Raw genomic sequence first — 26,870 nt, 5'->3', positions numbered from 1 at the left:
CGGGACCCGGAGGGGTACATCACCGTCGTCGACCGCATCAAGGACGTCATCAACACCGGCGGCATCCTGGTGGCGTCGCGGGAGGTCGAGGACGCCGTCTACACGCATCCGGATGTGGCCGAGGTGGCCGTCATCGGGACGCCGGACGACAAGTGGATCGAGGCGATCACCGCGGTGGTGGTGCTGCGGGAGGACGCGGCCGGCGTGACACCGGACGGGTTGATCGCCCACGTCAAGGAGCGCATCGCGCCGTTCAAGGTTCCCAAGCAGGTGGTGTTCGTGGACGAGCTGCCCCGGAACCAGAGCGGGAAGCTGCTCAAGCGCGAACTGCGGGCGACACTCTGATCGTGGGCGCGACCTCAGCGCCGGGTCGACGCCCGCTCGATCAACTCGACCGGGAGCTTCACCGATTCCACGTCGTTGCCCGCGATGATCGACAGGAGATGACGCACACCGGTCGCGCCGATCAGGCGGGCGGGTGACCGGACGGTCGTCAGCGGCACCGGCAGCTGGGCGACCACCGGAATGTCGTTGTACCCGACGAGCGCGAGGTCTTCGGGGATCCGCAGTCCGAGATCCCGGGCGACGCCGAGGACGCCGATCGCGATGGTGTCGCTGACGGTGAAGATCGCCTCGGGGCGCGAATCCGATTCCAGGAGAACGGTGGCCGCGGCGACACCGCCGGACACGTCGAAGTCGGAGCGGACGACGCGATCGGGTCGGAGTTCGATGCCGTTCTCGGCCAGCGCGTCGCGGAAACCGGCGAGACGGTCGCGGGACGTGCTCGCGTGGTCGGGGCCGGTGATGACGGCGACCTCGGTGAAGCCGCGGTCGAGGAGATGGCGTCCGGCGAGGTAGCCGCCCCGGTGGTCGTCACCGGACACGAACGGCAGACCGACGTCGGCGTGCCGGTTGAGCTGCAGCATCGGCAGCGCCCCCACCGACAGCGAGTCGACGAACTCGCGGCCGGGACTGTGCAGGCTGCTGAGCAGCAGGCCGTCGACCTGCCTGCTGACGAGGAACTCGATGGCGCGGCGCTGGGCGTCGAGATCGTCGGGCGGGCTCGACAGCAACACCGAGTAGCCGGCCTGCGTGGCCGTCTCCTCGATGCCCTGGAACATGGTCGCGACCACCCCGTCGGTGAGTCGCGGCATGACGACGCCGAGGGTGGTGGTCTTCCGGGTCCGCAGGCTCGCGGCCCACAGGTTGGGCTGGTAGCCGAGTTCCACCGCCACCTCGCGCACCCGCAGCGCTGCCTCGGACCAGCCGTCGGCGGGTTCGGGCTGACGGAGCACCCGCGACGCCGTCGACACGTGGACGCCGGCGCGTTCGGCGATCTCGCGGAGGGTCGGCGGACGCCCGGAGGTGCGTGTCGGGCGGTCCGGCAGGTTCACGGGCAATCCTCGCGCTCGGGGACGGGGGCCGGCGGGCCTCATGGTTGACGGCCGCCGGAACGCGCCTTAGTCTACGTGACGAAATCGTTCGTGCAATCGTTCTCGCGAACGTTTGCACACCAGCCCCACCGGCCCCGTGGAGGAACAATGTCCGACCCGCAGTCCCTGACCCAGCTGTTCGCCCTCGACTCGCTGCTCGACACCGAGGAGATCGCGATCCGCGACACCGTGCGCCGATTCTCGGACGAGAAGATCCGGCCCCACATCGGCGAATGGTTCGAAGCGGCGGCACTGCCCGTGCGTGAGCTGGCGGAAGGACTGGGCGAACTCGGCGTGCTCGGCATGCACCTCGAGGGGTACGGCTGCGCCGGCATGAGCGCCACCGCCTACGGCCTGGCCTGCCTCGAACTCGAGGCCGTCGACTCCGGCATCCGCAGCCTCGTGTCCGTCCAGGGCTCGCTGGCCATGTACGCGATCCACCACTACGGCAGCGAAGACCAGAAGCAGGAATGGCTGCCCCGCATGGCCGCCGGCAAGGCGATCGGCTGCTTCGGTCTGACCGAACCCGACTTCGGCTCCAACCCCGCAGGCATGCGCACCAACGCCAAGCGGGACGGTGACGACTGGATCCTCAACGGCACCAAGATGTGGATCACCAACGGATCCGTCGCCGACGTCGCGGTCGTGTGGGCACGCACCGACGACGGCATCCGCGGATTCGTCGTCCCCACCGCCACCCCCGGCTTCTCGGCGCCCGAGATCAAGCACAAGATGTCACTGCGGGCGTCCGTCACCTCGGAACTCGTGCTCGAGGACGTCAGACTGCCCGAATCCGCGATGCTGCCGGAGGCCAAGGGACTGTCCGGTCCGCTCGGCTGCCTCAACGAGGCCCGGTTCGGCATCATCTTCGGCGCGATCGGCGCCGCCCGCGACTGCCTGGAATCGGCCATCTCCTACGCGCAGGACCGTCAGGTCTTCGACAAGTCGCTCGCCGCCTACCAGATCACGCAGGTCAAGATCGCCGACATGGCCCTCGAGGTCGGTAAGGGCCACCTGCTCGCGTACCACCTCGGACGGCTGAAGGACCGCGGCGTGGCACGTCCCGAGCAGGTCAGCACGGGCAAGCTGAACAACGTCCGCGAGGCCATCGCCATCGCCCGCGAGTGCCGCACCATCCTCGGTGCCAACGGAATCACGCTGGAATACCCCGTGATCCGCCACGCCAACAACCTCGAGTCCGTGCTCACCTACGAGGGAACGTCCGAGGTGCACCAGCTCGTGATCGGCAAGGCGCTGACGGGCGAGGCAGCGTTCCGGTGAGAAGTGCAGCCCTGGACGGCCTGCTGATCGCCGACTTCGGACGGGTGCTCGCCGGGCCGTACGCCACGATGCTGCTCGCCGATCTCGGTGCCGACGTCGTCAAGATCGAGCGCGCCGGCGTCGGCGACGACACCCGGCAGTGGGGGCCACCGTGGGTGGGTGACGAATCCACCTACTTCCAGTCCGTCAATCGCAACAAGCGGTCCTTCGCCTGGGATCTGCGCGACCCCGGCGACCTGCAGCAGGCGCGGGAACTGGCCGCCCGGGCGGACGTGGTGGTCGAGAACTTCCTTCCCGGCACGATGGACCGGCTCGGGCTCGGCTACGACGCCGTACGGGAGATCAATCCCGACGTCGTCTACTGCTCCGTGACCGGGTTCGGTGGCCAGAACAACCTGCCCGGATACGACCTGCTCATCCAGGCCGTCGGCGGGTTGATGAGCGTCACCGGTCCCGAACCCGGCGTTCCGACGAAGGTCGGGGTGGCCGTCGTCGACATCATCACCGGACTGCACGCCGCGGTCGGGATCCTGGCGGCGCTGCGTCACCGTGATCGCACCGGGGAGGGACAGCGGGTCGAGGTGAATCTGCTGTCGTCGCTGCTGTCGGCCCTCGCGAACCAGACGTCGGGGTATGTGGGCGCCGGAGTGGTCCCGCAGGCGATGGGCAACCGGCACCCCAGCATCGCGCCGTACGAGGTCTTCCGGACCGGCGACCGTCCGCTGGTGCTGGCGGTGGGGAACAACCGTCAGTTCGCTTCTCTCGTCGAGGTTCTCGGTGTTCCCGAACTCGCCGACGACGAGCGGTACGCAACCAACACGCAACGGGTGGCGCACCGCGAGGAATTGGTCAAGGACATCACCGAGGCGTTGTCCGCGGGCTCGGCGGACGAGTGGTTCGAGAAGCTGACCGCACAGGGTGTCCCGTGCGGTCCGCTCAACGACATCGCCGACGCCGTGGCGCTCGCCGAGCGGCTCGGGCTGAATCCGGTGGTCGAGATCGACGATCCCCGCCGGGACCGGCCCGTGCGTCAGGTGGCGAACCCGATCCGGCTCAGCGCCACCCCGGCGAGCTATCGCAGCGCGCCGCCGCGGCTCGGCGAGGACACCCCAGCCGTGAGTACTTGTTAACGTCCCGCGGTTAATAAGTACTCACGGGGGCTCTTCCCTAAGGGAGTGTTAGGAACGCTCCGCGGCCCTTCCGTATCGATGTGACGTGACCCACTGTGGTGTGAACGCAGAGATCCAGGGCATCGAGAGGAGTCCCGCGTGAGCACAACATCGACGGGTGAGCGCCGAGTCATCGGCAATGTTTTGAAGGGTTCGGTCGGCAACCTGATCGAATGGTACGACTGGTATGTCTACGCGGCGTTCAGTGTGTACTTCGCGAAGGAGTTCTTCCCGGAAGGCGACACCACAGCGCAGCTGCTTTCCACGGCAGCCGTTTTCGCGGTCGGGTTCCTCATGCGGCCGATCGGCGGCTGGATCATGGGACGGTACGCCGACCGGCACGGACGCCGATCGGCGCTCACCCTGTCGGTGACCGTGATGGCGGCGGGTTCGCTCGTCATCGCCGTCACGCCGTCCTACGCGAGCATCGGGCTCGTCGCACCGGTGCTGCTGGTGATCGCCCGGATGCTGCAGGGACTGTCGGTCGGCGGCGAGTACGCCACCAGCGCCACGTACCTGGCCGAGGTCGCGTCGCCGGGCCGGCGCGGGTTCTACTCGAGCTTCCAGTACGTCACGCTCGTCGCCGGGCAGCTGATCGCGCTGGGTGTGCAGATCATCCTGCAGCTGACGCTGCCTGCGGAGGCCATGCAGTCGTGGGGCTGGCGGATCCCGTTCCTGATCGGCGCCGCCGGCGCCGTCGCGGTGATGTGGCTCCGACGCACGATGGACGAGTCGGAGGCGTTCACCGACGAGGTGGAGGCGAAGCGTGACACCGACACGTCGGACGATGCGCCGAAGGAAGGTTCGCTCCGGATGCTGCTGCAGTACCCCCGCGAGTGCCTGCTGGTGTGCGCCCTGACGCTCGGTGGTTGCGTGGCGTTCTACACGTACACCACGTACATGCAGAAGTACATGATCAACACGTCCGGCATCTCCAAGGACACGGTGGCGTGGATCAACTTCGCGGCCCTGCTGGTGTTCATCGTGTTGCAGCCGATCGGCGGCGCACTGTCCGACCGCATCGGCCGCCGGAAGCTGCTGATCTTCTTCGGGATCGGCGGAACCGTCCTCACCGTGCCGCTGATGACCGTGCTCGGGACCACGACGAACCCCATCGCGGCGTTCGCACTGATGATGCTGGGACTGATCGTCGTCACCGGATACACGTCGGTGAACGCGATCGTGAAGACCGAACTGTTCCCGACGAAGGTTCGCGCGCTCGGGGTCGGGCTGCCGTACGCCCTCACGCTGGCGATCTTCGGCGGAACGGTCGAGACCGTCGCCCTCGCCCTGAAGCGGGCCGGGCACGAATCGCTATTCTTCTACTACGTGACCGGGTGTATCGCGATCTCGCTCGTCGTCTACTTCTTCATGCGTGAGACTTCGGACGGTTCGCCGCTCGACCGGACGTCCAACCGGGAGGACACCCCGGACGACGACGTCGAGCTGGTCGACGCGCGGAGCTGATCGAAGGGAAGAGAAGTGCAGATCGCGGTGGTCGAGGACGACGACGGAGTCGGCGACGCACTCGTGGAAGCACTGGCCACCCACGGCCACGAGGCGGTGCGCATGCGGCGCGGCTCCGATCTCCTTCTCGGCCATCGCGGTATGGACGCGGTGATCCTCGACCTCGGTCTCCCCGACGCGGACGGCCTGCAGGTGCTTCGGCAGCTGCGGGCCGTCAGCGACGTTCCGGTGGTGATCCTCACGGCACGCGACGACGAACGGTCGGTGGTGCGGGGGTTGCGCGGCGGGGCCGACGACTACCTCGTCAAACCGGCGCGGCTCGCGGAATTGCTGGCGCGGCTCGACGTCGTGACGCAGCGCCGCCGCGCGACCGCGGCCTCGGCTGCGCAGACGGTCACCGAAGGCGATGTGGTGGTCGATCTGGCGGCACGCGAAGTGGAGGTCGGCGGGGCTCCGGTGGCGTTGACGGCCAAGGAGTTCGAGCTTCTCGAGGTACTCGTCACCCGTCCCGGCGCCGCAGTGAGCCGACAGCAGTTGATGGATGCCGTGTGGGGCGACGCATATGTGGCGATCTCACGCACCCTCGACGTGCACATGACCGGGCTGCGCGCGAAACTGGGCCGCCCGGGGCTCATCTCGACCATCCGCGGGTACGGCTACCGCTGGGGCGCCTGACGTGGGCCGCCGTGTGCTCGCCGTACTGCTGGTGTTCGCGGCCGTCGCGGTGGTGGCATTCGCCGTCCCGCTGGCGCTGGCCACCAGTGCCGGGAGAACCCAGGCCCTGCGGCTGAGCAGGGAGGCGGACGCGACGCATTTCGCCAGCCTCGCCGGACAGACCCAGGCCCCCGGGAGTACCACCCTGCTGCGGGAGGAGGTGGCCCGTTACCACGAGTTGTACGGGGAAGGCGTTCTCATCGTCGACGCCCGGGGCAACCTCCGCGCGGGCGCCGGACTGTCGCCGGACGACTCCGACGTCGCGGCGGCGATCACGGCGGGACTGCGCAATCAGAAGCTGGGGATCAGCGGTTCGCTGACACCGTGGTCGGCGGACCGTGTCCTGTCGGCCGTGCCCGTCGGCACCGGAGCACAGGTGGACGGTGCCGTCGTCCTGGACGTGTCCACCCGCGCCGCACGTGAGTCCATCCGGACGTCGTGGCTGGTGATCGTCGCGGGGGCACTCGCCGCGCTGGCGGCGGTCACCGCTGTCGCGATCGCGCTGTCCCGGTGGACCGTTCGTCCGCTCGGGGCGCTCACGGCCAGGGTCGGTGCCCTCACGGACGCCGTCCCGTCGCCGCGTCCGCGGGTGCGTCGCAGCACCGGCCGGCCGTCCGGCAGCTACAGCGGGCCACCCGAGGTCCAGGAACTCGCGAGGGCGTTCGACACCATGTCGGGCGCCGTCCGGGCGTCCGGTCAGGCGCAGCGGCAGCTGATCGCCGACACCGCCCATCAGCTCCGAAACCCCCTCGCGGCCCTGCACATCCGGTTGGATTCCCTCGGCCCGCACGTCTCCGAGGCCGGGGCCGAAACGTACCGCCGGACCGGGATGGAGGTCGATCGGCTCGGCGGGATCCTCGACGGACTGCTGGCGCTGGCCGTCGCCGAATCGCCCGCGGAATCCGCCGAGGACGAGTCCGCGCACGGAGGATGCGACGTCGGTGCAGTCCTCGCGGACCGCGCCGACGCCTGGACGGAGGCCCTCGGGGACTCGGGGATGGACCTCGTGCTCCGGGAACCGGCCGAACCGCTGGTCGCCGACTTCCGGTCCAGCCACCTGTCGCAGGTCCTGGACGTCCTGCTCAGCAACGCGCACGCCTACGCCGGTCGAGGGTCGACGGTCCGGATCGACACCGGAAGGTCCGCCGCGGGAATCGAGATCCGGGTGAGCGACGACGGGGTCGGGGTGCGCGAGGACGAGATCGGCAAACTGTCGTCGCGCTTCTTCCGCGGGTCCGCGGCGGCGCACCAGGGCACCGGGCTCGGGCTGTCTATCGCGACCGCGCTCGTCGAGGGCGGCGGTGGGGCGCTGACGATCGCCGCGGAGCAGCCACACGGGCTCCGGGTGACGCTGATACTTCCGGAACCGGCGGTGTCGCCGTGATCACGCGACGTGCACTTCTGCGCGGCGTCGTCGCCGCGGGCACGACCGCGGCCACGGGGTCGGTGCTCGCCGCGTGCTCGGACAACGGTCGCGATCCGCTGCGACTCGCCGCCGGTGAGGAGGGTGGATTCTTCTGGGAGTTCGCCCAATTGACGGCCGAGGCCGCGGAGCGTGCCGCATTGCCGGTGAGCATCGTCCCGGTCCGCACGGCGGGGTCGATGGACAATCTGGCGGCGCTGGCGTCCGGAGACGCGGAACTGGCACTGAGCCTCGCCGACGCCGCCGTGTCGGCTCTGGACGCAGGCGCCCGATTCACCGCCATCGGCAAGGTGTACGAGAACTACATGCAGCTCGCGGTGCGCGCCGATTCCGGGATCACGGACACGTCGCAGCTGAGAGGCGCCCGAATCAGCCTGGGTGCCACCGGCTCCGGTGCGGAGCTCACGGGCGAACGGATCCTCGAGGTGCTGGGCCTGGCCGGTCCGGGGGACGTGACGCGTCTGCACCTGTCGATGACCGATGCGGGGCAGGCGCTGCGTGACGGCACCGTCGACGCGGTTCTGTGGGCCGGCGGAGTGCCCACGCCGTCGTTCGCGGATCTCGGGATCCCGCTGCGACTGCTCGACCTGTCCGCCGAACTGGAGTTGCTGCGGGAGCGGTTCGGCCCGCGCTACGAGCCGGTGCTGATTCCGCCCGGCACGTACGGACAGCAGACGTCGGTCGCGACGATCGGTCTCGCCAACCTGCTGCTCGCCGATCCCGCCGTCTCGGACAGCGCCGCCGGCGCCATCGTCGAGGTGCTCATCGACCACGCGGCGGAACTGGTGCCGGATCAGGCGACCGGCAGCCAGTTCCTGGACCGGCAGTCGCTGATCGTCACCGCGGGGGTGCCGCTGCACCCCGGAGCGGCCGCGGCGTACCGAAGGCACCACGGCTGAGCCGGTCGATCACTGCACCTGGTCGATCACTGCACCTGGGCGACGACGAAGATGCGCCGGAACGGGAAGAACGTGCTGCCGTCCGGTCGCCGGGGGTATGCCTCGTCGAGGAGCGGGACGAGCTCTTCGCGGAATCGGTCCCACTCCGGCGCCGAGAGGGCGTCCTTGACGGGGCGGAGCGCGGTGCCGGTGATCCACTCCAGAACCGGGTCTTCTCCGGTCAGTTGCTGCACGTACGTGGTTTCCCACGCGTCGACGGCGCACCCGGCGTCGGCGAGCAGACCGGCGTACCCGGTGGGATCGTCGACGACCTTGCTCTCGCGGAACGGCACGTCCGGCAGCGACCCGGACCACCGTTCGCTCCTGGCGAGGTCCCGGACGATCGTGTGCGACGGCGCGTCGAAGTTGCCGGGAACCTGCACCGCGACCCACGCCCCCGACGGGAGTTGGGTCGGCCAGCGACGCAACAACTCCCGGTGTTCGGGCACCCACTGCAGGGCGGCATTGGAGATGACGACGTCCGTGTCGGGCTTCGGCGTCCAGTCGCGCACGTCCTGCCTGCCGGCGTCGAGGCCGCGTTCACGCGCGGCCTCGACCATCTCGGGTGAGCTGTCGGACGCCTCGAGGACGGCGTCCGGCCATCGTTCGGCCAGGCTGACGGTCAGGTTTCCCGGGCCGCAGCCGAGGTCGACGACGCGGCGCGGTGACCGCGCGTCGACTCGCGACAGCAACTCGTAGAACGGGCGCCCGCGATGGTCCGCGAAGGCGAGGTACTTGTCCGGATCCCACATGTCATCCTCCTCGCCTGAAACAGTACGCCCATACTGTTGGTGTGTGGGGTCAGAGGCCGAGATCCTTCGCGATGATCGTCTTCATGACCTCGCTCGTGCCGCCGTAGATGCGGGAGACGCGGGTGTCCGCGTAGAGCCGCGCGATGGGGTACTCGAGGATGTAGCCGTACCCGCCGTGCAGTTGCAGGCACTTGTCGATGACCCGGCCCGCGGCCTCGGTGCAGAACAGCTTCGCCTTCGCGGCATCCGCGACCGTGAGTTCGCCGGCGTCGTGCAGTTCGAGCGCGCGGTCGGCCATCAGCTGAATCGCCTCGACCTCGGTGGCGCACTCGGCGAGCACGAACTTGGTGTTCTGGAACGCCGCGACGGGCTTGCCGAACACCTTGCGCTCCTTGACGTACGCGATCGCGTGCTGCAGCGCCGCGGCCGCGGTGGCCGACCCGCCGAGCGCGATGGAGAGGCGTTCCTGGGCGAGGTTGTGGGTGAGGTAGCTGAATCCGGCACCCTCGTCGCCGAGGCGGTCCGCCACGGGCACCTTCACGTCGGTGAAGGACAGTTCGGCGGTGTCCGAGGCCTTCAGGCCGATCTTCTCGATCTTGCGACCCACCGCGAAACCCTCGGACGTCGTGTCGACGACGAGGATGGTGAGACCGGCCCGGCGGTCCTCGGGGGTGCTGGGCGCGGTGCGGCACACCACCAGGATCCGGTCGGCGAGCGCACCACCGGTGATGAACGTCTTCGCACCGTTCAGCACGTAATGGGACCCGTCCGCGGACAGCTTGGCCGACGTCGTGATGTTCGCGAGGTCCGAACCGGTGCCCGGCTCGGTCATCGCGATGGCGAACATGATGTCGCCGGACGCGAAGCCGGGGAGCCACCGCTGCTTCTGCTCGTCGTTCGCGTACTCGAGCAGGTACGGCAGGATCAGGTTGGTGTGCACGGAGTAGCTGCCGAACGTGACGCCGGCGGCCGCCGTCTCCTCGCCGACCACCGCGGCGAACTTGAAACTCTTCTCGCCGCCGCCGCCGAATTCCTCCGGCACCTGGATGCCGAGGACGCCGAGCTCCCCGAGGCGCCGGTAGAAGTCGCGCGGGGGATGCCCTTCGCCCTCCCACTCGTGGTGGACGGGAGCGACTTCCTTGGCGATGAAGTCGCGGATCGTCTTCCGGAACGCGTCGTGATCTTCGTTGAACACCGTACGCTGCACGGGTTTTCTCCTTCGTATTACAGTGCGTAACTGCGTAGTACGCCCTTGCTGATGATCATCTTCTGAATCTCGCTGGTGCCCTCGCCGATCAGAAGGAACGGTGCCTCGCGCATCAGGCGCTCGATCTCGTACTCCTTCGAGTAGCCGTAGCCGCCGTGGATGCGGAAGCTGGCCTGCGTCACCTCGGAGCAGTACTCGCTGGCGAGGTACTTGGCCATGCCGGCGGCGACGTCGTTGCGTTCACCGGAGTCCTTGAGGCGGGCCGCGTTGACCATCATCAGATGCGCGGCTTCCACTTTCGTCGCCATCTCGGCGAGGCTGAACGCGACGGCCTGGTGTTCGGCGATCGGCTTGCCGAACGTGCTGCGTTGCTGCGCATATCGGGCGGCCAGCTCGAATGCCCGGATCGCCACACCGCACGCGCGGGCGGAGACGTTGACCCGGCCGACCTCGACGCCGTCCATCATCTGGGAGAACCCGCGACCGGGGGTTCCGCCGAGGACGTCGCCGGCCGCCGCGCGATAGTTGTCGAACAGGAGCTCGGTGGTGTCGATGCCCTTGTAGCCCATCTTGTCGATCTTCCCCGGGATGGTGAGGCCGGGGAGGACCTCGCCGAAACCGGCGGGCTTCTCGATGAGGAAGGTGGTGAGGTTGGCGTGCGGCTTGGCGGCGCCCTCCTCGGTGCGCACCAGTGCGGCGACGAGCGTCGAGCTGCCGCCGTTGGTGAGCCACATCTTCTGCCCGTCGATCACGTAGTTGCCGTCGGCGTCGCGCTTGGCCCGGGTGCGGATCGCGGCGACGTCGGACCCCAGCTCGGGCTCGGACATCGAGAACGCGCCACGCACCTCACCGGTCGCCATCCTCGGCAGGTAGTGGTTCTTCTGGGCATCGGTGCCGTGCTGACGGATCATGTACGCGACGATGAAGTGGGTGTTGATCACACCCGACACACTCATCCAGCCACGGGCGAGTTCCTCGACGCACAGCGCGTACGTGAGCAGGGATTCGCCCAGGCCGCCGTACTCCTCCGGGATCATCAGCCCGAACAGGCCCATCTCGCGCATCTTGTCGACGATGGCCTGAGGGTAGGTGTCGGAGTGTTCGAGTTCCTGTGCGGCCGGAATTATTTCGCGATCGACGAAGGTGCGCACGGTGTCGACGATCTCGGTCTGGAACTCGGTCAGATCGAGAGTCTGGGCGAGGCGGCTCATGGGATGAGAATGCCCGATTCACGGGGGCCCGGCTAGGGGCGTTCGGCTATCGGTCGGATAGCGCACTCCAATGCACGCGAGGCTCCTCTGCCGACTCATAGGCAGACGTAGCCGGTGCCTTCGCCGAGTGCGTATTGATCGCGGGCATCCCGGTCCGTTGAATGAACCGTGACACTGTGACCCACGCCACCACGCTCTCCGAAGGGATCACCCCGTGACCCGCTCCACTGCCCTCCTCGACCGGACCGTCGCCGCCGGTTCCGAGTCCCGCAGCCGCGCTTGGGGCCTGACCGCGCTCCTCGTGCTGCTCTACGTCGTCAACTACGCCGACAAGGCCGTCCTCGGCATCATCGCCCAACCCCTCGCCCACGAGCTGGGGCTGAGCGCCTCGCAGATCGGGCTGGTGGGAAGCCTCTTCTTCCTGACCTTCACCGTCGGCGGGTTCTTCGCCGGTGCGCTCAACCGCTGGATGTCGCTGCGGTGGGCGCTGCTGCTGCTCGCGATCGCCTGGTCCGTCGCGGTACTCCCGCTCGTGGTCGTCGCGTCGTTCGCGGTGCTGCTGGTCAGCCGCCTGCTCCTCGGGCTCGCGGAGGGTCCGAGTTCCGCCCTGCTCCACACGGCGGCGTACTCGTGGCACGCGCCCGCCAAGCGCGGACTGCCGAGCGCCCTGCTCGCCGGTGCCGCGTCCATCGCCAAGATCGCCGTCGCACCTGCTCTCGCATTCGTGACCGTCACGTTCGGATGGCGCTACGCGCTGGTCGCGCTGGCGGCCATCGGGGTGGTGTGGTGCGTCGTGTGGCTGACCGTCTGGAGCGAGGGCCCGTACATTCGCAGCGGCAAGGGCGCCGATTCCGCCGCTGCCGGTGAAGTGGTCGAACCGGCGGTGCCGTGGGGTCGTATCTTCCGGACCCGCACGTTCATCAGCGGTGCGTTCCTCGTCATGAGCGTGTACGCACTGGTTGCCGTGGTCCTGACGTGGCTGCCCTCGTACTTCGAGGTGGGCCTCGGATACAGCCGCCTGCAGGCCGGCTCCATGTTCGCGTTCCCGAGCATCGCCGGGTTGATCCTGATGCTGCTCTCGTCGGTGATCGGTGACCGTCTCCTCGCACGCGGCTCGACCTCTCGCGTCGTCCGCGTCATCGTCCCCGCCGTCGGGGTGCTGATCTGCGGAGCGATCCTGCTGGCACTCCCGTCCATCACCGCACCGGGTATCGCCGTCCTCGTCGTCTCCGTCGGCTACGGCTTCGCCGCATCGGTGTTCCCGCTGCTCAACGCGGCGATCTCGGAGATCTGCCCGCCCCGCCAGACTGCGGGCACCCTGGGCGTCTTCCTCGCCGTCATGGCGATCGGTGGCCTCGTCGCCCCCTATGCGACGGGTCTGATCGTCGACGCGGCGGCCTCACCCGCCGCGGGCTATGCCACCGCGTTCCAGGCACTCGGACTCGTCGCCGCCGTGTGCGCCGTCGGTGCGCTGGTCTTCGCGAACCCCGAGCGCGACAAGAAGCTGGTCCGGGGCGACGCCGCGGGCATAGGCACGAACTAACCCTGTGATCGGCCGAAAGTCGTTGTGCTGACGACATCGCCCGTGATTGATTCGAGTGACCCCCTCAGATCGAAGGAACACACCATGCGCGATGCAGTGATCGTCGACGCCGTCCGCACGCCCATCGGGCGGCGTGGCGGTTCCCTGTCCGGAATCCACCCCGCAAATTTGTCGGCACACGTCCTCGAGGCCCTCGTGGCGCGTACCGGTCTCTCCCCGGAGGAGATCGGTGACGTCGTCTGGGGCTGTGTCAGCCAGGTGGGCGAGCAGGCAGGCAACGTCGCCCGCACCGCCGTGCTCGCCGCCGGCTGGCCGGAGACCGTTCCGGGTACCACCCTCACCCGGGCGTGCGGATCGAGCCAGCAGGCCGTGAGCTTCGCCGCCGCCGCCGTCATCGCCGGACACGAGGACGTCGTCGTCGCCGGTGGTGTGGAGTCCATGAGCCGGGTTCCCATGGGCAGTGCGAGCAAGAACGGCGAGCACTTCCCGGCCGCCGTCCTCGACCGGTACGGCGTCGACGGGTTCAGCCAGGGCACCGGCGCCGAGATGATGGCCGCGAAGTGGGGGCTCTCCCGTCAGGTGCTGGACGAGTACTCGCTGCGCTCCCACGAACTCGCGGCGCACGCCGCGGACCGGGGCGCGTTCGACGGACAACTCGCACCGCTCTCCGACGTCCTCGCCGGCGACGAGGGGATCCGCCGCGGCGGCACGCTCGAGTCTCTCGGCAAGTTGAAGACCGTCTTCAAGGAGGACGGTGTGATCCACGCCGGCAACTCCTCGCAGATTTCCGACGGCGCCGGTGCACTGCTCGTCACGACGAGCGAGAAGGCCGCGCAACTCGGTCTGACCCCGATGGCCCGCATCCACACCTGCGCCGTCGCCGGCGACGACCCGGTGATCATGCTGACCGGACCCATCGCCGCGACGGAGAAGGCACTGACCCGCTCCGGACTGAAGATCGACGACATCGGCGCGTTCGAGGTGAACGAGGCGTTCGCTCCGGTCCCGCTGGCGTGGCAGGCGGAGACCGGCGCCGCGACGGACCGGCTGAACCCGCTCGGCGGCGCCATCGCGGTCGGTCACCCGCTCGGCGGTTCCGGGGCGATCCTCATGACCCGACTCGTCCACCACATGCGGGACAACGGCATTCGGTACGGGCTGCAGACCATGTGCGAGGCGGGCGGCCTCGCCAACGCCACCATTCTCGAACTTCTCTGATCCGACAACACTTTTCGAAGGGACACCCGCACGATGGAACTCAAGGGAATCTCGACCGCGGTCACCGGCGGCGCGTCCGGTCTCGGTCTCGCGACGGCACGCCGCCTCGTCGACGCAGGCGCTCAGGTCACGCTCATCGACCTTCCGAACTCCGACGGTGAGGCGGCAGCGAAGGAATTGGGCAGCGCCGCCCAGTTCGCTCCCGCCGACGTCACCGATTCCGAGCAGTTCGCGGCCGCCCTCGACGTCGCCGACGACCGCGGTGGCCTGCGCGGCATCGTGCACTGCGCCGGGGCCGGACGTCGGATGCGTATCCTCGACTCCGACGGCAAGGCAGGCTCCGTCGAGGACTTCGAGTTCGTGATCCGGCTCAACCTCGTGGGCTCGTTCAACGCCCTGCGCCTCGGGGCGGAACGGATGGCGCGGCAGGAGGAGATCGACGGAGAGCGCGGCGCCGTCGTGCTGACGGCGTCGGTCGCCGCCTTCGAAGGCCAGATCGGCCAGATCAACTACACCGCATCGAAGGCCGGGATCGTGGGCATGACGGTCACCGCGGCCCGCGACCTCGCCAGCCGCAACATCCGGGTGTGCACGATCGCCCCGGGAATCATGGACACCCCGCTCCTCGCCCGGTTGCGCGACGACGTGCGTGCGTCGCTGGAGAAGTCCGTGCCGGGCCCGTCGCGTCTGGGCAAGCCCAGCGAGTTCGGGCAACTCGCCTGCCAGATCCTCGAGAACGGCTACCTCAACGGCGAGACCATCCGCCTGGACGGTGCCATCCGCATGGCACCTCGCTGACGAGTAAGGGACCCAACGTGAATTCTGCTGCACCGGTACTGCATTACCCCGACCTGACGTTGGCGGCGTTCCCGTCCGGCATGGCGGGCCTGTACGGAGACAAGGCCGCAGTGGTCGACGGCGAGACGGTGTGCACCTACCGCGAACTCGACCAACGGTCGGGCGCGTTCGCCGCCGCACTGCGGGACGCGGGGGTGACCGAACGCGACGTGGTGCTTCTGCACCTCGGCAACTGCATCGAATTCGTCGTGGCCTACTACGGCGCACTGCGGGCAGGCGCGACCGTCACCCTGGTCAACCCGCTGCAGCCCGGCCCCGGCCTGCGCTCGCAGATCGTCGACACGGCGGCGGTCGCCGCCGTCACCCAGCCCGGGCAACTGGACACCCTCACCGAGGCGGCGAGCGGCACCACCGTCCGCACGATCGTGGTGGCCGGACTCCCCGCAGGCGCAGGTCGCGGTCAGTTCGGGTTCGAGGAGTTCGTCCGCGGGTACGCCACCGCGCCGTCCACCCCGAAGGTGTCCGGGGACGATGTGGCCCACCTCGCCTACACGGGCGGCACCACCGGGTTGTCCAAAGGTGTGCGGGTGCTGCACCGCAACGTCCTCGCCAACGTGACGCAGATGATCGCTTGGCGGGCGGGCCACGAGGTGCGCGCCACCGCCGACGGCGGAATCGAACTGCGCCCCGTCGAGAGTCTCGGGGACCGCGGGGTGGTGCCCGGCGCCGGAGCGACCGTCGTCGTGTCGCCGCTGTTCCACGCCCACGCGCTGATCAACATGTCGTTCCTCCTGCTGTGCGGGGCGACGCAGGTGTTCGCCGGACGGTTCGAGCCCGGCCGCATGCTGGAATTGATCGAAACGCACCGCGCCACATACATCACCGGCAGCCCGGCGATGTGGCATGCCGTCGCCACCCACCCCGACGCCGCGGCCCGGGACACCGACTCGGTGCGGGTCGTCTCCTCGGGTGCCGCACCGATCGATCACGTGACGCTCGAGGCGCTGGGCCGAGCCTTCCCGTCGGCGAGCGTGGTCGAGGGGTACGGGCTGACCGAGGGCACCTGCCTGGTCGCCTCCGCACCGTTGACCGGCTCCGTCGCGTACAAGCTCGGCAGCGTGGGGCTGCCGGTGTTCGACACCGAGGTGCAGATCCGCGCCCAGGACGACTCCGGTGCCGTATTGGAGGCCGGCACCCGCGGCAAGTTGTGGGTCCGCGGCCCGCAGGTCACGGACGGCTACCTGAATCATCCGGAGATCACGGCGCAGCAGTACGTCGACGGCTGGCTCGACACCGGCGACATCGCCTACCTGGACGAGGACGGGTACCTGTTCATCTGCGACCGCACCAAGGACATGCTGATCTACAAGGGCTACAACGTGTATCCGCGTGAGCTCGAGGAGATTCTGGTCTCGCACCCGGACGTGTCCTCGGCCGCCGTCGTCGGCAGGGAGGCCGGCAGCGTCGGTCAGGAGCCGGTGGCGTTCGTGGTGCCGATGCCGGACGTGACGATCGATCCGGATGCGGTGTCCGCGTACGTCGCCGAGCGGGTGCTGCCGTACAAGAAGGTACGCGACGTCGTGGTGGTCGAGCAGCTACCGACATCGGCGGCCGGGAAGATCCTCAAGACGAAGCTGCGTGAGCAACTCGCGACCGCGGCGACCTAGCGTCTTCTCCCGCTGGGTGGACGCAACTCTGTGAGGCGCGCCCTTCTTCCCCCTACCGTCCTGGTCGGGGGAAGAAGGGAGCGCAGATGGCACCGGCCGAGTCGATCGTGTACATCGTCGACGAGATGGTGGTCGAGCCCGGGCGGGCTCGCGCGTTTCTCGCCGCCTACCTGGAGCGTTATGCGCCCGGGGCGACTGCGCGTGGCCTGACGCTGGACCGCGTGCTCGTCTCCCCGCCGGTGTGGCTGGAGGACCAGTCGAACACCCTGACCGTCAGCTGGACTCTGCGGGGTGCTCGCGCATGGTGGCATCAGAGTCTTCTCGCACGCCACGATGCGGAGGTGCTTCGCTGGTGGGCCGACGCGGACGAGGTCCTCACCACCCGGCGCCGCACCGTCTCCTGCTCGTCGGCGGATGTGGAGGCGATGACCGATGTTTAAGGTGACCAAGCTCGTTCACCTCGCCGACGACGCGGATGCCTCCACCGGTGCGACGTTGGCCGGCAGGCTGCGCGAGGTCGCTGTTCCCCGGGCTCGGCGCGTTCTCGTGAAACCGACCCTGCCCGGCGTAATCAACGGCGGCGACGTGATCGCGCACCTCCACTTCGACGACGAATGCCACTGGCGCGCCGTCGAACCAGACATCACCGCACAGCTGTGCGCGCCCGAGATCGCGCACATCGACAGCGTCGGCTACGCGGGTGTGCCCACTCCCGCCCGACGTCATGTCGAGCCGACCGTCTACCGGACGCTGCTTGTCTCAGTGGACGATTCGGTCGACCCGGAGGTAGTGGAGCGGTTCGAATCCGAGACGCGGGCGATGCCGGACCATATCCGCACGATCGGGACCTCGCAGCTGAGCCGGGTGCACGAATCGGCCGGTTCCGCGAGGTGGACCCATGTCTGGGAGCAGGAGTACGCGAACCTGGACGGGCTACTCGGGCCGTATATGACACATCCCTATCACTGGGCGCACATAGATCGGTGGTTCGATCCCGAACGCGGGCCGCGGATCGTCACTCGGCTCTGCCACAGCTTCTGTGCGATCGACGGCCCGACCATCACGGTTGCGGCACCTGCCACTCCCCGCTGAACGCAGGGGGACGCTTCTCCACGAATGCGCGTAGCGCGGCGGGCGCGTCGGTTGCGAAATTGACCGCTTGCGAACGCGCCTCGTTCTCGAGTGCGTCCCGCAGCGACGACGTCGTGCTGTCCTCGATCAGCCGCGTCGACTGCATGACGGCCACCGTCGGCGCTGCCGCGAGACGGGTGGCGAATTGGGTGACGGTGGCGTCCAGTTCGTGCGGCTCGACGAGCTCGCTGACCAGTCCCAGCGCATCCGCCTGCTCGGCGTCGATCATCTCGGCGAGCATGACCAGACGTTTCGCGCGGTGCAGGCCCACCATGCGCGGCAGGAGCCACGAACCGCCGAAATCCACCGACAGGCCGCGCTTGGCGAAGATCTGGCTGAACTGCGCGTCGCGCGAGGCGATGAGCAGATCACACAGCAGCGCCAGGTTCCAGCCGGCTCCCACGGCGTAGCCGCGAACCTTCGCGATCAGCGGCTTGGGGAACTCGGCCACTGCCAGCGCCGTCGCGTTGATCTGACGCATGCGGTTCAGCGGGTGCATGGGTGTGCGCTTGTCGAGGTCCGCGCCAGTGCAGAAGTCGCTGCCGGCGCCGGTGAGGACCACGACGCGGGTGGTGTCGTCGAGGGCGAGTTCGCCGAGTGCCTCGCGCAACGCGATCCACGAGTCGAGGGTCATGGCGTTGCGCCGTGTGGGACGGTTCAGGGTGATCGTCGCGACCGCACCGTCCCGGCTGATCAGAACGTCGCGTTCGGCGGATTCGGTGTCTGTGGTCGGGGTGACGGATTCGATGCTCATACGCGGCTCCAGACGTCGGCGCGGTTCTCGGCGAACGCCGGAGTGGTCGACGCCGTGCCGCCCAGCCAGTCGATCACCGGGGACGTTCCGTCGCAAGGTCGTTCTGGGATACACCGGATGAGGTGAAACCTATGGTTGCCGCCGAGCGTCATAGGTTCCGATTAATCGGACCATCAGCGATGTGTCTTTGTCCGCGCCCAGCGCGCGTGCTGAACTGTTCGGGAACTGGAAGTGCTTGCATCAGAAGACTCCCCCTCATCAGGAGAACCGATGTCTCTACCACCCGTCCTGTCCGATCGCCTGCGCCTGCCGGCCGTCGCCTCCCCGATGTTCCTCGTCTCGGGTCCCGAATTGGTGATCGCCCAGTGCACGTCGGGGATCGTCGGCTCCTTCCCCTCCCTGAATGCCCGCCCGCAGCCCGTCTTGCGCGAATGGCTCACCCGCATCACCGAAGCCCTCGCCAAGCACGACGCCAACCACCCCGAGACACCGTCCGCGCCCTACGCGGTCAACCTGATCATCCACAAGAGCAACGACCGCCTCGACGAGGACCTCGCGACCATCGTCGAGTTCGAGGTCCCGATCGTCATCACGTCCCTCGGCGCCCGCGCCGACGTCAACGAGGCCATCCACAGCTACGGCGGCATCGTTCTCCACGACGTCATCAACAACAAGTTCGCGAAGAAGGCCGTGGAGAAGGGCGCCGACGGCCTCATCGCCGTCGCGGCCGGCGCCGGCGGACACGCGGGCACCCTGTCGCCGTTCGCGTTGATCCAGGAGATCCGCGAGTGGTTCGACGGACCGGTCCTGTTGTCGGGGTCCATCGCCCACGGCCGCTCGGTCCTCGCCGCGCAGGCCGCAGGCGCCGACCTCGCCTACATCGGCTCCGCGTTCATCGCCACCGAGGAGGCCAACGCGGACCAGCGGTACAAGCAGATGATCGTCGACTCCACCGCGTCCGACATCGTCTACTCCAACCTGTTCACCGGCGTGCACGGCAACTACCTGCGCGGCAGCATCGAGGCCGCCGGCCTCGACCCGCACGACCTCGCCGTATCGGACCCGTCCGCGATGAGCTTCCGCGGCGGAACCGCCAAAACGAAGGCATGGCGCGACATCTGGGGATCCGGACAGGGGATCGGCACCGTGCGCTCCGTGCAACCGACGGCGGAACTCGTCGACCGCCTGGTCGCGGAGTACGCCGCGGCCAAGAACTACCTGCTCGCGCTGTAGCCTTCTGCCCGCACGAGTTCGACGAACGCGTGGCCGACGGGGGAGAGCATGTCGGGATCGAATGCGATCCCGAAGGTGCGGGCAATCGTCGGCTCCGCGCGGCGGACCACCGCGCGGTCCCGGGCCGCCTCCGCGATCGACCGTTCCAGCAGGGTTCCGCCGATTCCCGCGAGTACCAGGGGAAGTCGCGCCTCGCGGTGATCCGACAGCGCCGCGAGGATGGGGCGTGCCCCGGCATGACGGATCGATTCCTCGATCTCGTTGGCGACGGAGTGGCCGCGGGGGACGAAGACCATCGGGATGTCGGGGAGCGCTGCGAGCGGAACGGGACCTTCCGGCAGGTCGGTGCCAGGCGGGTACACGAGCCAGTACTCCTGTTCGCCGAGTTCGACGACGTCCAGGCGGGCGTCGTCGAGCGGGAGGTGCGCCACCACGAATTCGCAGTGGCCGTCCTCGATCAGCGACCCGGCCTGCGCCTCGTCTTTCAGTTCACCCAACCGGACCGTCACATTCGGGTGGGCCCGCCGGAATTCGGTGACGAGGTCGACGAGGGGCCCGATCGCCAACGCCGGAAAGGCCATGATGTCCAGTCGGCCGGCGAGTGCCCCGTCGGAGGTGGCGAGGAGGTCCTCGACGGCGGTGACGTCGCGGAGGATCTGCCTGCTCGGCCCGACCATGCTGCGCCCGGCGGCGCTGAGCACCATGCCCCGGCCGATGCGGTGGAACAACTGCACACCCAGTTCCCGCTCGAGCCCGCGCAAAGCCTGCGAGATGGTGGGCTGTGCGACGCCGAGCGACGCGGCGGCCCCGTTGATGCCCTCGTGTTCCACAACGGCGAGAAAGTACTCGACCTGACGCAACTCCATGTGCTCAGTTCCTCACTCGGGTGCCGGTGTTCGGGTGGCCTGCGCGATCGCGACGAACGCCGAGGCCGCCGGTGATCCCGGTCCGGACCGCTGCACGAGGCCGACGGGGCGGGTCAGTTTCGGTGTCATCGACCGGATCGAGACCCCGCGCAACTGCTCCTCGGCGACCAGGCGGGGGAGGACGGTGGCCGCGGCGCCGCGCATCACCAGCTCCCACGTGGCGCCCGGGTGGGTGCAGTCGATGACGACATTCGCGGGCTCACCGACGAGGTCGGTGATCAGCGCCGCGTCACTCTTGTCCCCGAGATCCTGAACGAGCGGAATGGTGCGGACGGCCGAGCGGGGCACCGGATCGGGAAGGGTCTCGGCGAGGGCACCGGGCAGGGCGAGTACCAGCTCCTGATCGCCGATGGGAACCGAGCGCAGCGCACTGTGGTCGACGGACAGGTCGATCACCCCGAGTTCGGCCTCGCCGCGGCGCAGGGCGCCGAGGACGCCGGTGGGGCCGTCGGCGTCGATGATGCGGACCGTCACGCGGGGGTACTGCTCACGGAACCGGCGCACCAGGTCGACGATCGGATCGATCGAGAACGCCGCGTAGGTGACGACGTCGACACGGCCGGACACGAGTTCGCGCACCGCGGCGACCTTGGCCTTGGCCCGCTCGACGTCGGCGAGGATGCGCCGGGCGGCGACGTCGAGGGTGCGGCCGTCCTCGGTCAGCTCGAGACGCCGCCCGGTGCGGTCGAACAGCGTGACACCGAGGCGGCGTTCGAGTGTGCGAATCGCCTGCGAAAGCGACGGTTGCGAGATGTAGAGGGACTGCGCGGCCCTGGTGATCCCGCCGTGATCGACTACCGCGACGAAGTAGGTGACGAGATGCAGGTCCACGCGGTCATCGTACGGAAGCCGTGATGCGGGCTGTGCCGATCATGCCGCTAGCGGCCACGCCACACCGGTGGGCGCTTCTCCGCGAAGGCGCGCGCACCCTCCTGGGCGTCCTCGGACGCGAACACCGGATCGAGGAAGCGGCGCTGCCCGGCGAACGCGTCGGGGTCGGTGTAGTTGGCGGACATCGCGACGACCTGCTTGGTGGCGCGCACGGCGAGGGGACCGTTGGCGGCGACCCGTGCCGCCAGTTCGCGGGCGGCGGCGAGAGCCTGCCCGGGCTCGGTGAGCCGGTTGACGAGTCCGTGCGCGTGCGCGACCTCGGCGGTGAGGGGATCGCCGGTGATCGCCATTTCCATCGCGATCGGGTACGGCAGCACCTTCGGCAGTCGCAGCAGACCGCCTGCGGCGGCGGCGAGCCCCCGCTTGACCTCGGGGATGCCGAACTTGGCGTCGCGGGCGGCGACGATCAGATCGGCCGACAGTGCCAGTTCGCAGCCGCCGGCCAGCGCCCATCCCTCGACCGCGGCGATCAGCGGCTTCGTCGGCGGGGCCTCCGTGATCCCACCGAAGCCGCGGCCGGGCAGCGACGGCCGCTCCCCGCGGGTGAACGCCTTCAGATCCATGCCCGCGCAGAACGTTCCCCCGGCGCCGGTGAGGATCGCGATCGTCAGGTCGGGCCGCGCCTCGAACTCGTCGATCGCGGCGGCGAGCGCTTTGGCGACCTCGAGGTCGACGGCGTTCTTCGCCTCCGGCCGGTTCAGGGTGATGACGGCGACGCCATCGGAGAATTCGGTGAGAACCACACTCATGGGTGTCTTCCTTACGGTGTCGGGGTCCAGCGTTCGGGGTGCCCGCCGAGTGAGCGGATGCTCCCGCGGTCGGCCAGAACGAGCAGGTGGGCATGGGTTTCGCGGACCGCGAGGCGGAGCAGGCGGTCGGACATGGAGTCGAACGGCCGCGACCACGAGATGTGTTGCGAGATCTCCCACGCCGTCGATTCCGGGCGCACGCCCAGCGCGTCGACGATCTCGGCGAACCGTTCCTCGTGATGGTCCATCAGCTGCCGGGCGCGGTCGGCGATCCCCCGGAAGCGGTACTCGTGGGCGGGCAGCACCTCACCGTCGGGCATCGAGGTGGTGGCGTGCAGCGACAGCAGATAGCGATGCAGCGGGTTCTCCAGCTCGCCGGGGACCGTGGAGATGTTCGGACTGATGCGGGGCAACATGTGGTCGCCGCTGAACATCAGCCCGTGGGCGTCGTCGACGAAAGTCAGATGACCCGGAGTGTGCCCGGGGGTCCAGACCGCCCGCAGATCCCAGCCGGGCAGGTCCAGGGCAGTGCCGTCACCGAGCACGACGTCCATGGACTCGCCCGCCCCGAGGCGAACGAGATCGACGCGGGCAGCCGCGAGGATGCCGGTGGGGGCCCCGAGCTGAGCGAGCTGGGTGTTCCACGTCTGTTCGTCTTCCGCGACGTCCGTCGGTGAATGGTGGCCGAGCAGTGCGGCATCCGCGCCGTGCATCGCGAGCGCGGCCCCGCTGACCTCGCGCAGCCGGGGCGCGAGACCGAAGTGGTCGGGATGCAGGTGGGTGATCGCGGCGTAGCGGACGTCGGTGACGTGGTGCCCGGTCTCGGCGATGCCGTCGACGAGGGCCCGCCACGACTCCTCGGAGTCCCAGCCGACGTCGATCAGGGCGAGTCCGTCGGGCAGCGCGAGCGCGTAGATCAGGACGTAGCGCAACGGGTTTCGTGGCATCGGCACCGGGATCGACCACAATCCTGGGCGTACCTGTTCGACCGGCGGCAGGACGCCGCGCGCCCACGCCTCGCGCTGGACGGTACCCACGTCTTCGGTGACGATCACGACGACACCTCCGTGGCGCGGAGCCGTTCGCGCAGGGTGCGTTTGAGGATCTTGCCGCTCGCCCCTCGCGGAAGTTCGGCGACGTAGACGATCTCCCGCGGCTTCTTGTACGACGCGAGCCGGTCGGCGGTGAACGCGATCAGGTCCTGCTCGTCCGGTTGGTTCGCCGGATCGACGAGCCGGACGACCGCCGTCACGGACTCACCCCACGTCCGGTGCGGCACGCCGACCACCGCAACCTCGGCGACCGCCGGATGCTCGGCGAGCACCGATTCGACCTCGATCGGGTACACGTTCTCGCCGCCCGTGATGATCATGTCCTTCACCCGGTCGGTGACGAACAGATAGCCCTCCTCGTCGATGTGCCCGGCGTCGCCGGTGCGCAGGAAACCGTCGTGGGTGAGGAGTTGCGCGGTCTCGTCCGGCCGCCGCCAGTAGCCCGCGACGTTGTTGCGTGAGCGGCACACGATCTCCCCGGACTCGCCCACCGGAAGCCGGGCGCCGGTCACCACGTCCCGGATCTCGACCTCGACACCGGGCATGGGTTTGCCGGCGGAACGCAGCAGGTGAGCGCGGTGCCCGGACGGGTCGTGATCCTCGACGGCGAGGGCGGTGACCGAGCCCGTGGTCTCCGTCATTCCGTAGCGCTGCACGAATCCACAGCCGAGGCGATCGATCGCTCGCCGGAGCAGAGTGGTGGTGATCGGCGCCGAACCGTAGGCGACCAGTTCGAGGCTCGACACGTCGTAACGTTCGAGGTCGGGCACGTCGAGGAGCATCTGAATGGTCGACGGAACCAGGAAGGCGTGGGTGATCCGGTGCCGTTCGACGAGTTCGGCGACCTCCCGTGCGTCGAACGCGCCGAGCAGCACCACGTGGACGCCGGCCGACAGACAGGTGCTCAACCAGCCGGCACCCGCGATGTGGAACAGCGGCATCGCGTCGAGTGCCACCGAGCCGGGCTTCCAGCGGTAGATCAGCAAGCCTTCCGGCTCGTTGTGCAGGTTGCGATGCGTCGCGACCACACCCTTCGGGAAGCCCGTCGTGCCCGATGTGTAGAGCTGCAGCACCTCCGCGTCGGGGTCGTCCCCGAGACCCGGATCGGTGGCGGTGCCCGACGTGACCAGCCGGTCCCACGTCCAGGTGCCGGGCGGAAGAACGTCGCCGTCGGCCGCGTCCACGACCACCACGACCACACTCGGGAGCGCGTCGCGGACGGCGTGCGCGGCGGCAGCGAATTCGGATTCGACGATCAGCACCTGGAGCTCGGCATCGACCGCGATCGCGGCGGCCTCGGCAGCGGGGAGTCGCCAGTTGAGCGGGACGAACACGAGTCCCGATTTGGCGGCGGCCACGAACGTCTCGACACCGTCCGTGCGCATCCGGAGCAGTGCCCCGACCCGGCCGCCGTCGGATGTCAACGCCGACAGCGCGGTTGCGATCCGATTGGTCCGCCAGTCGAGCTCCGCGTACGTCAGTGTGGTGTCACCCCACGTCACCGCCGGTGCTCCGGGCCGTTCTGCGGCATGGTGCCGCACACGCTGGGGAAGATGCAGACCGCTCACATCACGCTCCTCGATGACTCGTCGCCGCCGCCGGAAATCGGGTGACGCGTGCTGCCAGTCGACCACCCGTGTGAGTGCGGAAACAAAGTCACAGAGCCGAACGGACAGTGAGGAATCGCCTATGGATGCCAGGTCGAGTGGCCTCGCGGCGTTTGTAGACTGGCGTGATGGCCGCCACCCCCGCCCTGAACCCCGAGGACGTTCAGCGTGCTGCGGCGGCACTGCACACCCCCGACATCGACGGCTGGGCCAACCGATTCGAACTGCTGTCCGACGGCAACCGCCTGCGACTGCTGCTGTGCCTGCACCACGCCCCCGACATCTGCGTCGGCGACCTGGCGGCGGCACTCGACATGACCGGGACCGCCGTCTCGCACGCGCTGCGACTGCTCCGCAACCAGGGGTGGGTGTCGGCGACGCGGGACGGCCGCTCGATGCGGTACCGGCTCACCGACGACACCGTGCACGAACTGCTGCACACGATCGGGGCCACGCACTATCACAATCACACGGGAGCCGAAGAGGAAAGGTGAATCCCGACATGGAGAACGATCCCGGACTGCTGCCGCTCGACGGCATCACCGTCGTGGCACTCGAGCAGGCCGTGGCCGCTCCGCTCGCCACCCGCCATCTCGCGGACATGGGTGCGCGGGTCATCAAGATCGAGCGCGTCGGCGAGGGCGACTTCGCCCGCAACTACGACGACGCCGTGTTCGGGCAGGCCTCGCATTTCGTGTGGCTGAACCGGTCGAAGGAGTCGCTCGGCGTCGACCTGAAGTCCGAGGTGGGTCGGGACACCGTCGCGAAGCTGATTGCGAAGGCCGACGTCTTCATCCAGAATCTCGCCCCCGATGCCGCCGACCGCCTGGGGTTCGGCGCCGACGAGTTACGCGCCGAACACGAGGAACTGATCGTCGTGAACATGTCCGGCTACGGGTCGGCGGGACCGCGGCGCGAACGCAAGGCGTACGACATGCTGGTCCAGGCCGAAACGGGGATGATCTCGGTGACCGGCACCCCCGACACCGCAACCAAGACGGGTGTCCCGGTCTCCGACATCGCGGCGGGAATGTACGCGATGACGTCCGTCCTCGGCGCCCTGTTCCGGCGGTCGCGAACCGGGGTGGGGGCGCGGATCGACGTGTCGATGTTCGACGCGACCGCGGAGTGGCTGGGCCATCCGATGTACATGAAGATGTACGCCGACAAGCAGATCCCGCGCGTCGGGCTCGGTCATGCGGCGATCGTCCCGTACGACTCGTATCCCACCCTCGACGGGCAGATCCTCATCGGTGTCCAGAACGACCGCGGGTGGCGGCAACTGGTGACCGACGTGTTCAAACGACCCGAACTCGCCGACCATCCCCGGTTCGCGACCAACATGCTGCGGGTGCAGCACCGGGCGGAGGTGGACGCCCTCGTAGCCGAGGAGACTCAACGTTTCACGAGCGCGGCTCTCGACCAGGCGCTCGCGGACTCCGGGATCCCGGCGGCCGAGCTCAACGACATGGGCGGGCTGATCGAGCACCCGCAGCTGGACCAGCGCGACCGCTGGCGCGACGTCGGAACCGAGGCCGGTCCGATCAAGGCGATGCTGCCCCCGATGACGTTCTCCGATGTGGAGATGCGGATGGGTGACGTGCCCGCACTCGGCGCGCACACCGATCGGATCCTCGGTGAACTGGGCTGGTCGGCGGAAGACATCGCGACGATGCGCGTCCAGGGCGTCGTCGGCTGAACGCGCC

General features: G+C 68.8%; 26 protein-coding genes. 16 read left to right on the top strand and 10 right to left on the bottom strand.

Going from position 1 to position 26,870, the window contains the following annotated elements; translation table 11 throughout:
* A partial coding sequence (locus tag DTA22_RS22775; protein WP_409372721.1) for an AMP-binding enzyme occupies positions 1-345 on the top strand: 345 nt, incomplete at its 5' end.
* Between the two features lie 14 nt (positions 346-359).
* Here the strand turns inward: DTA22_RS22775 and DTA22_RS22770 are convergent.
* Positions 360-1,394, bottom strand: coding sequence for a LacI family DNA-binding transcriptional regulator (locus tag DTA22_RS22770; RefSeq protein ID WP_112300977.1), 1,035 nt, complete (start codon positions 1,392-1,394; stop codon positions 360-362).
* A 147-nt stretch (positions 1,395-1,541) separates the two neighbouring features.
* On the opposite strand from DTA22_RS22770, the gene DTA22_RS22765 reads away from it, so the two are divergent.
* The 6 genes from DTA22_RS22765 to DTA22_RS22740 all read left to right on the top strand — a co-directional run bounded on the left by DTA22_RS22765 (position 1,542) and on the right by DTA22_RS22740 (position 8,386).
* A complete protein-coding gene (locus DTA22_RS22765) occupies positions 1,542-2,714 on the top strand; it encodes an acyl-CoA dehydrogenase family protein (RefSeq protein ID WP_112300976.1) in 1,173 nt (390 codons plus the stop codon).
* Complete coding sequence (locus DTA22_RS22760; RefSeq protein ID WP_112300975.1) at positions 2,711-3,844, top strand: CaiB/BaiF CoA transferase family protein; 1,134 nt, start codon at positions 2,711-2,713, stop codon at positions 3,842-3,844. Before DTA22_RS22765 ends, DTA22_RS22760 begins: the two co-directional genes overlap by 4 nt.
* Before the next feature lie 138 nt (positions 3,845-3,982).
* Positions 3,983-5,350 (top strand): MFS transporter, encoded by a 1,368-nt coding sequence (locus tag DTA22_RS22755; RefSeq protein WP_112300974.1) that lies wholly within the window; start codon positions 3,983-3,985, stop codon positions 5,348-5,350.
* A 15-nt stretch (positions 5,351-5,365) separates the two neighbouring features.
* Entirely contained in the window at positions 5,366-6,025 is a 660-nt protein-coding gene (locus DTA22_RS22750; RefSeq protein ID WP_037230808.1) for a response regulator transcription factor, read from the top strand.
* Position 6,026: 1 nt separating this feature from the next.
* The gene (locus DTA22_RS22745) at positions 6,027-7,448 is read left to right on the top strand and encodes a sensor histidine kinase (RefSeq protein WP_112300973.1); all 1,422 of its coding nucleotides are present in this window, start codon (positions 6,027-6,029) and stop codon (positions 7,446-7,448) included.
* Positions 7,445-8,386: a TAXI family TRAP transporter solute-binding subunit gene (locus DTA22_RS22740; RefSeq protein ID WP_112300972.1), complete on the top strand. Its 942-nt coding sequence runs from the start codon at positions 7,445-7,447 to the stop codon at positions 8,384-8,386. Before DTA22_RS22745 ends, DTA22_RS22740 begins: the two co-directional genes overlap by 4 nt.
* Before the next feature lie 26 nt (positions 8,387-8,412).
* On the opposite strand, the gene DTA22_RS22735 is transcribed toward DTA22_RS22740, so the two are convergent.
* The 3 genes from DTA22_RS22735 to DTA22_RS22725 are packed head-to-tail and all read right to left on the bottom strand — an operon-like array spanning position 8,413 to position 11,595.
* On the bottom strand, positions 8,413-9,177 hold the full coding sequence (locus DTA22_RS22735) for a trans-aconitate 2-methyltransferase (protein ID WP_112300971.1): 765 nt from the start codon (positions 9,175-9,177) through the stop codon (positions 8,413-8,415).
* 49 nt (positions 9,178-9,226) lie between these two features.
* A complete protein-coding gene (locus tag DTA22_RS22730) occupies positions 9,227-10,384 on the bottom strand; it encodes an acyl-CoA dehydrogenase family protein (RefSeq protein ID WP_112300970.1) in 1,158 nt (385 codons plus the stop codon).
* 17 nt (positions 10,385-10,401) lie between these two features.
* Complete coding sequence (locus DTA22_RS22725) at positions 10,402-11,595, bottom strand: acyl-CoA dehydrogenase family protein (RefSeq protein ID WP_112300969.1); 1,194 nt, start codon at positions 11,593-11,595, stop codon at positions 10,402-10,404.
* A 214-nt stretch (positions 11,596-11,809) separates the two neighbouring features.
* Between DTA22_RS22725 and DTA22_RS22720 the strand changes: the two genes are divergently transcribed.
* From DTA22_RS22720 to DTA22_RS22695, 6 genes are all read left to right on the top strand, one after another.
* On the top strand, positions 11,810-13,138 hold the full coding sequence (locus tag DTA22_RS22720) for an MFS transporter (RefSeq protein ID WP_037230802.1): 1,329 nt from the start codon (positions 11,810-11,812) through the stop codon (positions 13,136-13,138).
* Between the two features lie 84 nt (positions 13,139-13,222).
* Positions 13,223-14,356 (top strand): thiolase family protein, encoded by a 1,134-nt coding sequence (locus DTA22_RS22715; protein ID WP_037230799.1) that lies wholly within the window; start codon positions 13,223-13,225, stop codon positions 14,354-14,356.
* A 33-nt stretch (positions 14,357-14,389) separates the two neighbouring features.
* Entirely contained in the window at positions 14,390-15,154 is a 765-nt protein-coding gene (locus DTA22_RS22710; RefSeq protein ID WP_037230795.1) for an SDR family NAD(P)-dependent oxidoreductase, read from the top strand.
* Between the two features lie 17 nt (positions 15,155-15,171).
* Positions 15,172-16,821 carry a class I adenylate-forming enzyme family protein gene (locus DTA22_RS22705; RefSeq protein ID WP_112300968.1) on the top strand — a complete coding sequence of 550 codons (1,650 nt, stop codon included), beginning with the start codon at positions 15,172-15,174 and terminating at the stop codon, positions 16,819-16,821.
* A gap of 86 nt (positions 16,822-16,907) precedes the next feature.
* A complete protein-coding gene (locus tag DTA22_RS22700; RefSeq protein WP_112300967.1) occupies positions 16,908-17,261 on the top strand; it encodes a hypothetical protein in 354 nt (117 codons plus the stop codon).
* Positions 17,254-17,913, top strand: coding sequence for a Dabb family protein (locus DTA22_RS22695; protein ID WP_174233847.1), 660 nt, complete (start codon positions 17,254-17,256; stop codon positions 17,911-17,913). Before DTA22_RS22700 ends, DTA22_RS22695 begins: the two co-directional genes overlap by 8 nt.
* Here DTA22_RS22695 and DTA22_RS22690 read toward each other — a convergent pair.
* Entirely contained in the window at positions 17,882-18,706 is an 825-nt protein-coding gene (locus tag DTA22_RS22690; RefSeq protein WP_112300965.1) for an enoyl-CoA hydratase/isomerase family protein, read from the bottom strand. The two genes, DTA22_RS22695 and DTA22_RS22690, sit on opposite strands and share 32 nt — an antisense overlap.
* A gap of 270 nt (positions 18,707-18,976) precedes the next feature.
* On the opposite strand from DTA22_RS22690, the gene DTA22_RS22685 reads away from it, so the two are divergent.
* Positions 18,977-19,939: an NAD(P)H-dependent flavin oxidoreductase gene (locus DTA22_RS22685; protein WP_112300964.1), complete on the top strand. Its 963-nt coding sequence runs from the start codon at positions 18,977-18,979 to the stop codon at positions 19,937-19,939.
* On the opposite strand, the gene DTA22_RS22680 is transcribed toward DTA22_RS22685, so the two are convergent.
* Genes DTA22_RS22680 through DTA22_RS22660 form a run of 5 tightly spaced genes read right to left on the bottom strand, consistent with a single transcriptional unit; the run spans position 19,921 to position 25,125 of the window.
* Positions 19,921-20,805, bottom strand: coding sequence for a LysR family transcriptional regulator (locus tag DTA22_RS22680; protein ID WP_112300963.1), 885 nt, complete (start codon positions 20,803-20,805; stop codon positions 19,921-19,923). The two genes, DTA22_RS22685 and DTA22_RS22680, sit on opposite strands and share 19 nt — an antisense overlap.
* A 12-nt stretch (positions 20,806-20,817) precedes the next feature.
* Positions 20,818-21,696, bottom strand: coding sequence for a LysR family transcriptional regulator (locus DTA22_RS22675; protein WP_037230785.1), 879 nt, complete (start codon positions 21,694-21,696; stop codon positions 20,818-20,820).
* Between the two features lie 47 nt (positions 21,697-21,743).
* Entirely contained in the window at positions 21,744-22,505 is a 762-nt protein-coding gene (locus tag DTA22_RS22670; RefSeq protein WP_037230784.1) for a crotonase/enoyl-CoA hydratase family protein, read from the bottom strand.
* Between the two features lie 11 nt (positions 22,506-22,516).
* Complete coding sequence (locus DTA22_RS22665) at positions 22,517-23,560, bottom strand: MBL fold metallo-hydrolase (protein WP_037230783.1); 1,044 nt, start codon at positions 23,558-23,560, stop codon at positions 22,517-22,519.
* Positions 23,557-25,125: a long-chain-fatty-acid--CoA ligase gene (locus DTA22_RS22660; protein ID WP_112300962.1), complete on the bottom strand. Its 1,569-nt coding sequence runs from the start codon at positions 25,123-25,125 to the stop codon at positions 23,557-23,559. The genes DTA22_RS22665 and DTA22_RS22660 overlap by 4 nt, the downstream gene beginning before the upstream one ends.
* Before the next feature lie 167 nt (positions 25,126-25,292).
* Here DTA22_RS22660 and DTA22_RS22655 point away from each other — a divergent pair, with 167 nt between their 5' ends.
* Both DTA22_RS22655 and DTA22_RS22650 read left to right on the top strand, forming a co-directional pair.
* Positions 25,293-25,658, top strand: coding sequence for an ArsR/SmtB family transcription factor (locus tag DTA22_RS22655; protein ID WP_005251569.1), 366 nt, complete (start codon positions 25,293-25,295; stop codon positions 25,656-25,658).
* Between the two features lie 8 nt (positions 25,659-25,666).
* A complete protein-coding gene (locus DTA22_RS22650; RefSeq protein ID WP_037231030.1) occupies positions 25,667-26,863 on the top strand; it encodes a CaiB/BaiF CoA transferase family protein in 1,197 nt (398 codons plus the stop codon).
* The last annotated feature ends 7 nt before the right edge of the window (positions 26,864-26,870 follow it).

Source organism: Rhodococcus wratislaviensis (genome assembly GCF_900455735.1).
Lineage (GTDB): Bacteria > Actinomycetota > Actinomycetes > Mycobacteriales > Mycobacteriaceae > Rhodococcus_F > Rhodococcus_F wratislaviensis.
The sequence above is the reverse complement of the archived record's forward strand: the minus strand, read 5'-3'. Positions and strand labels throughout refer to the sequence as shown.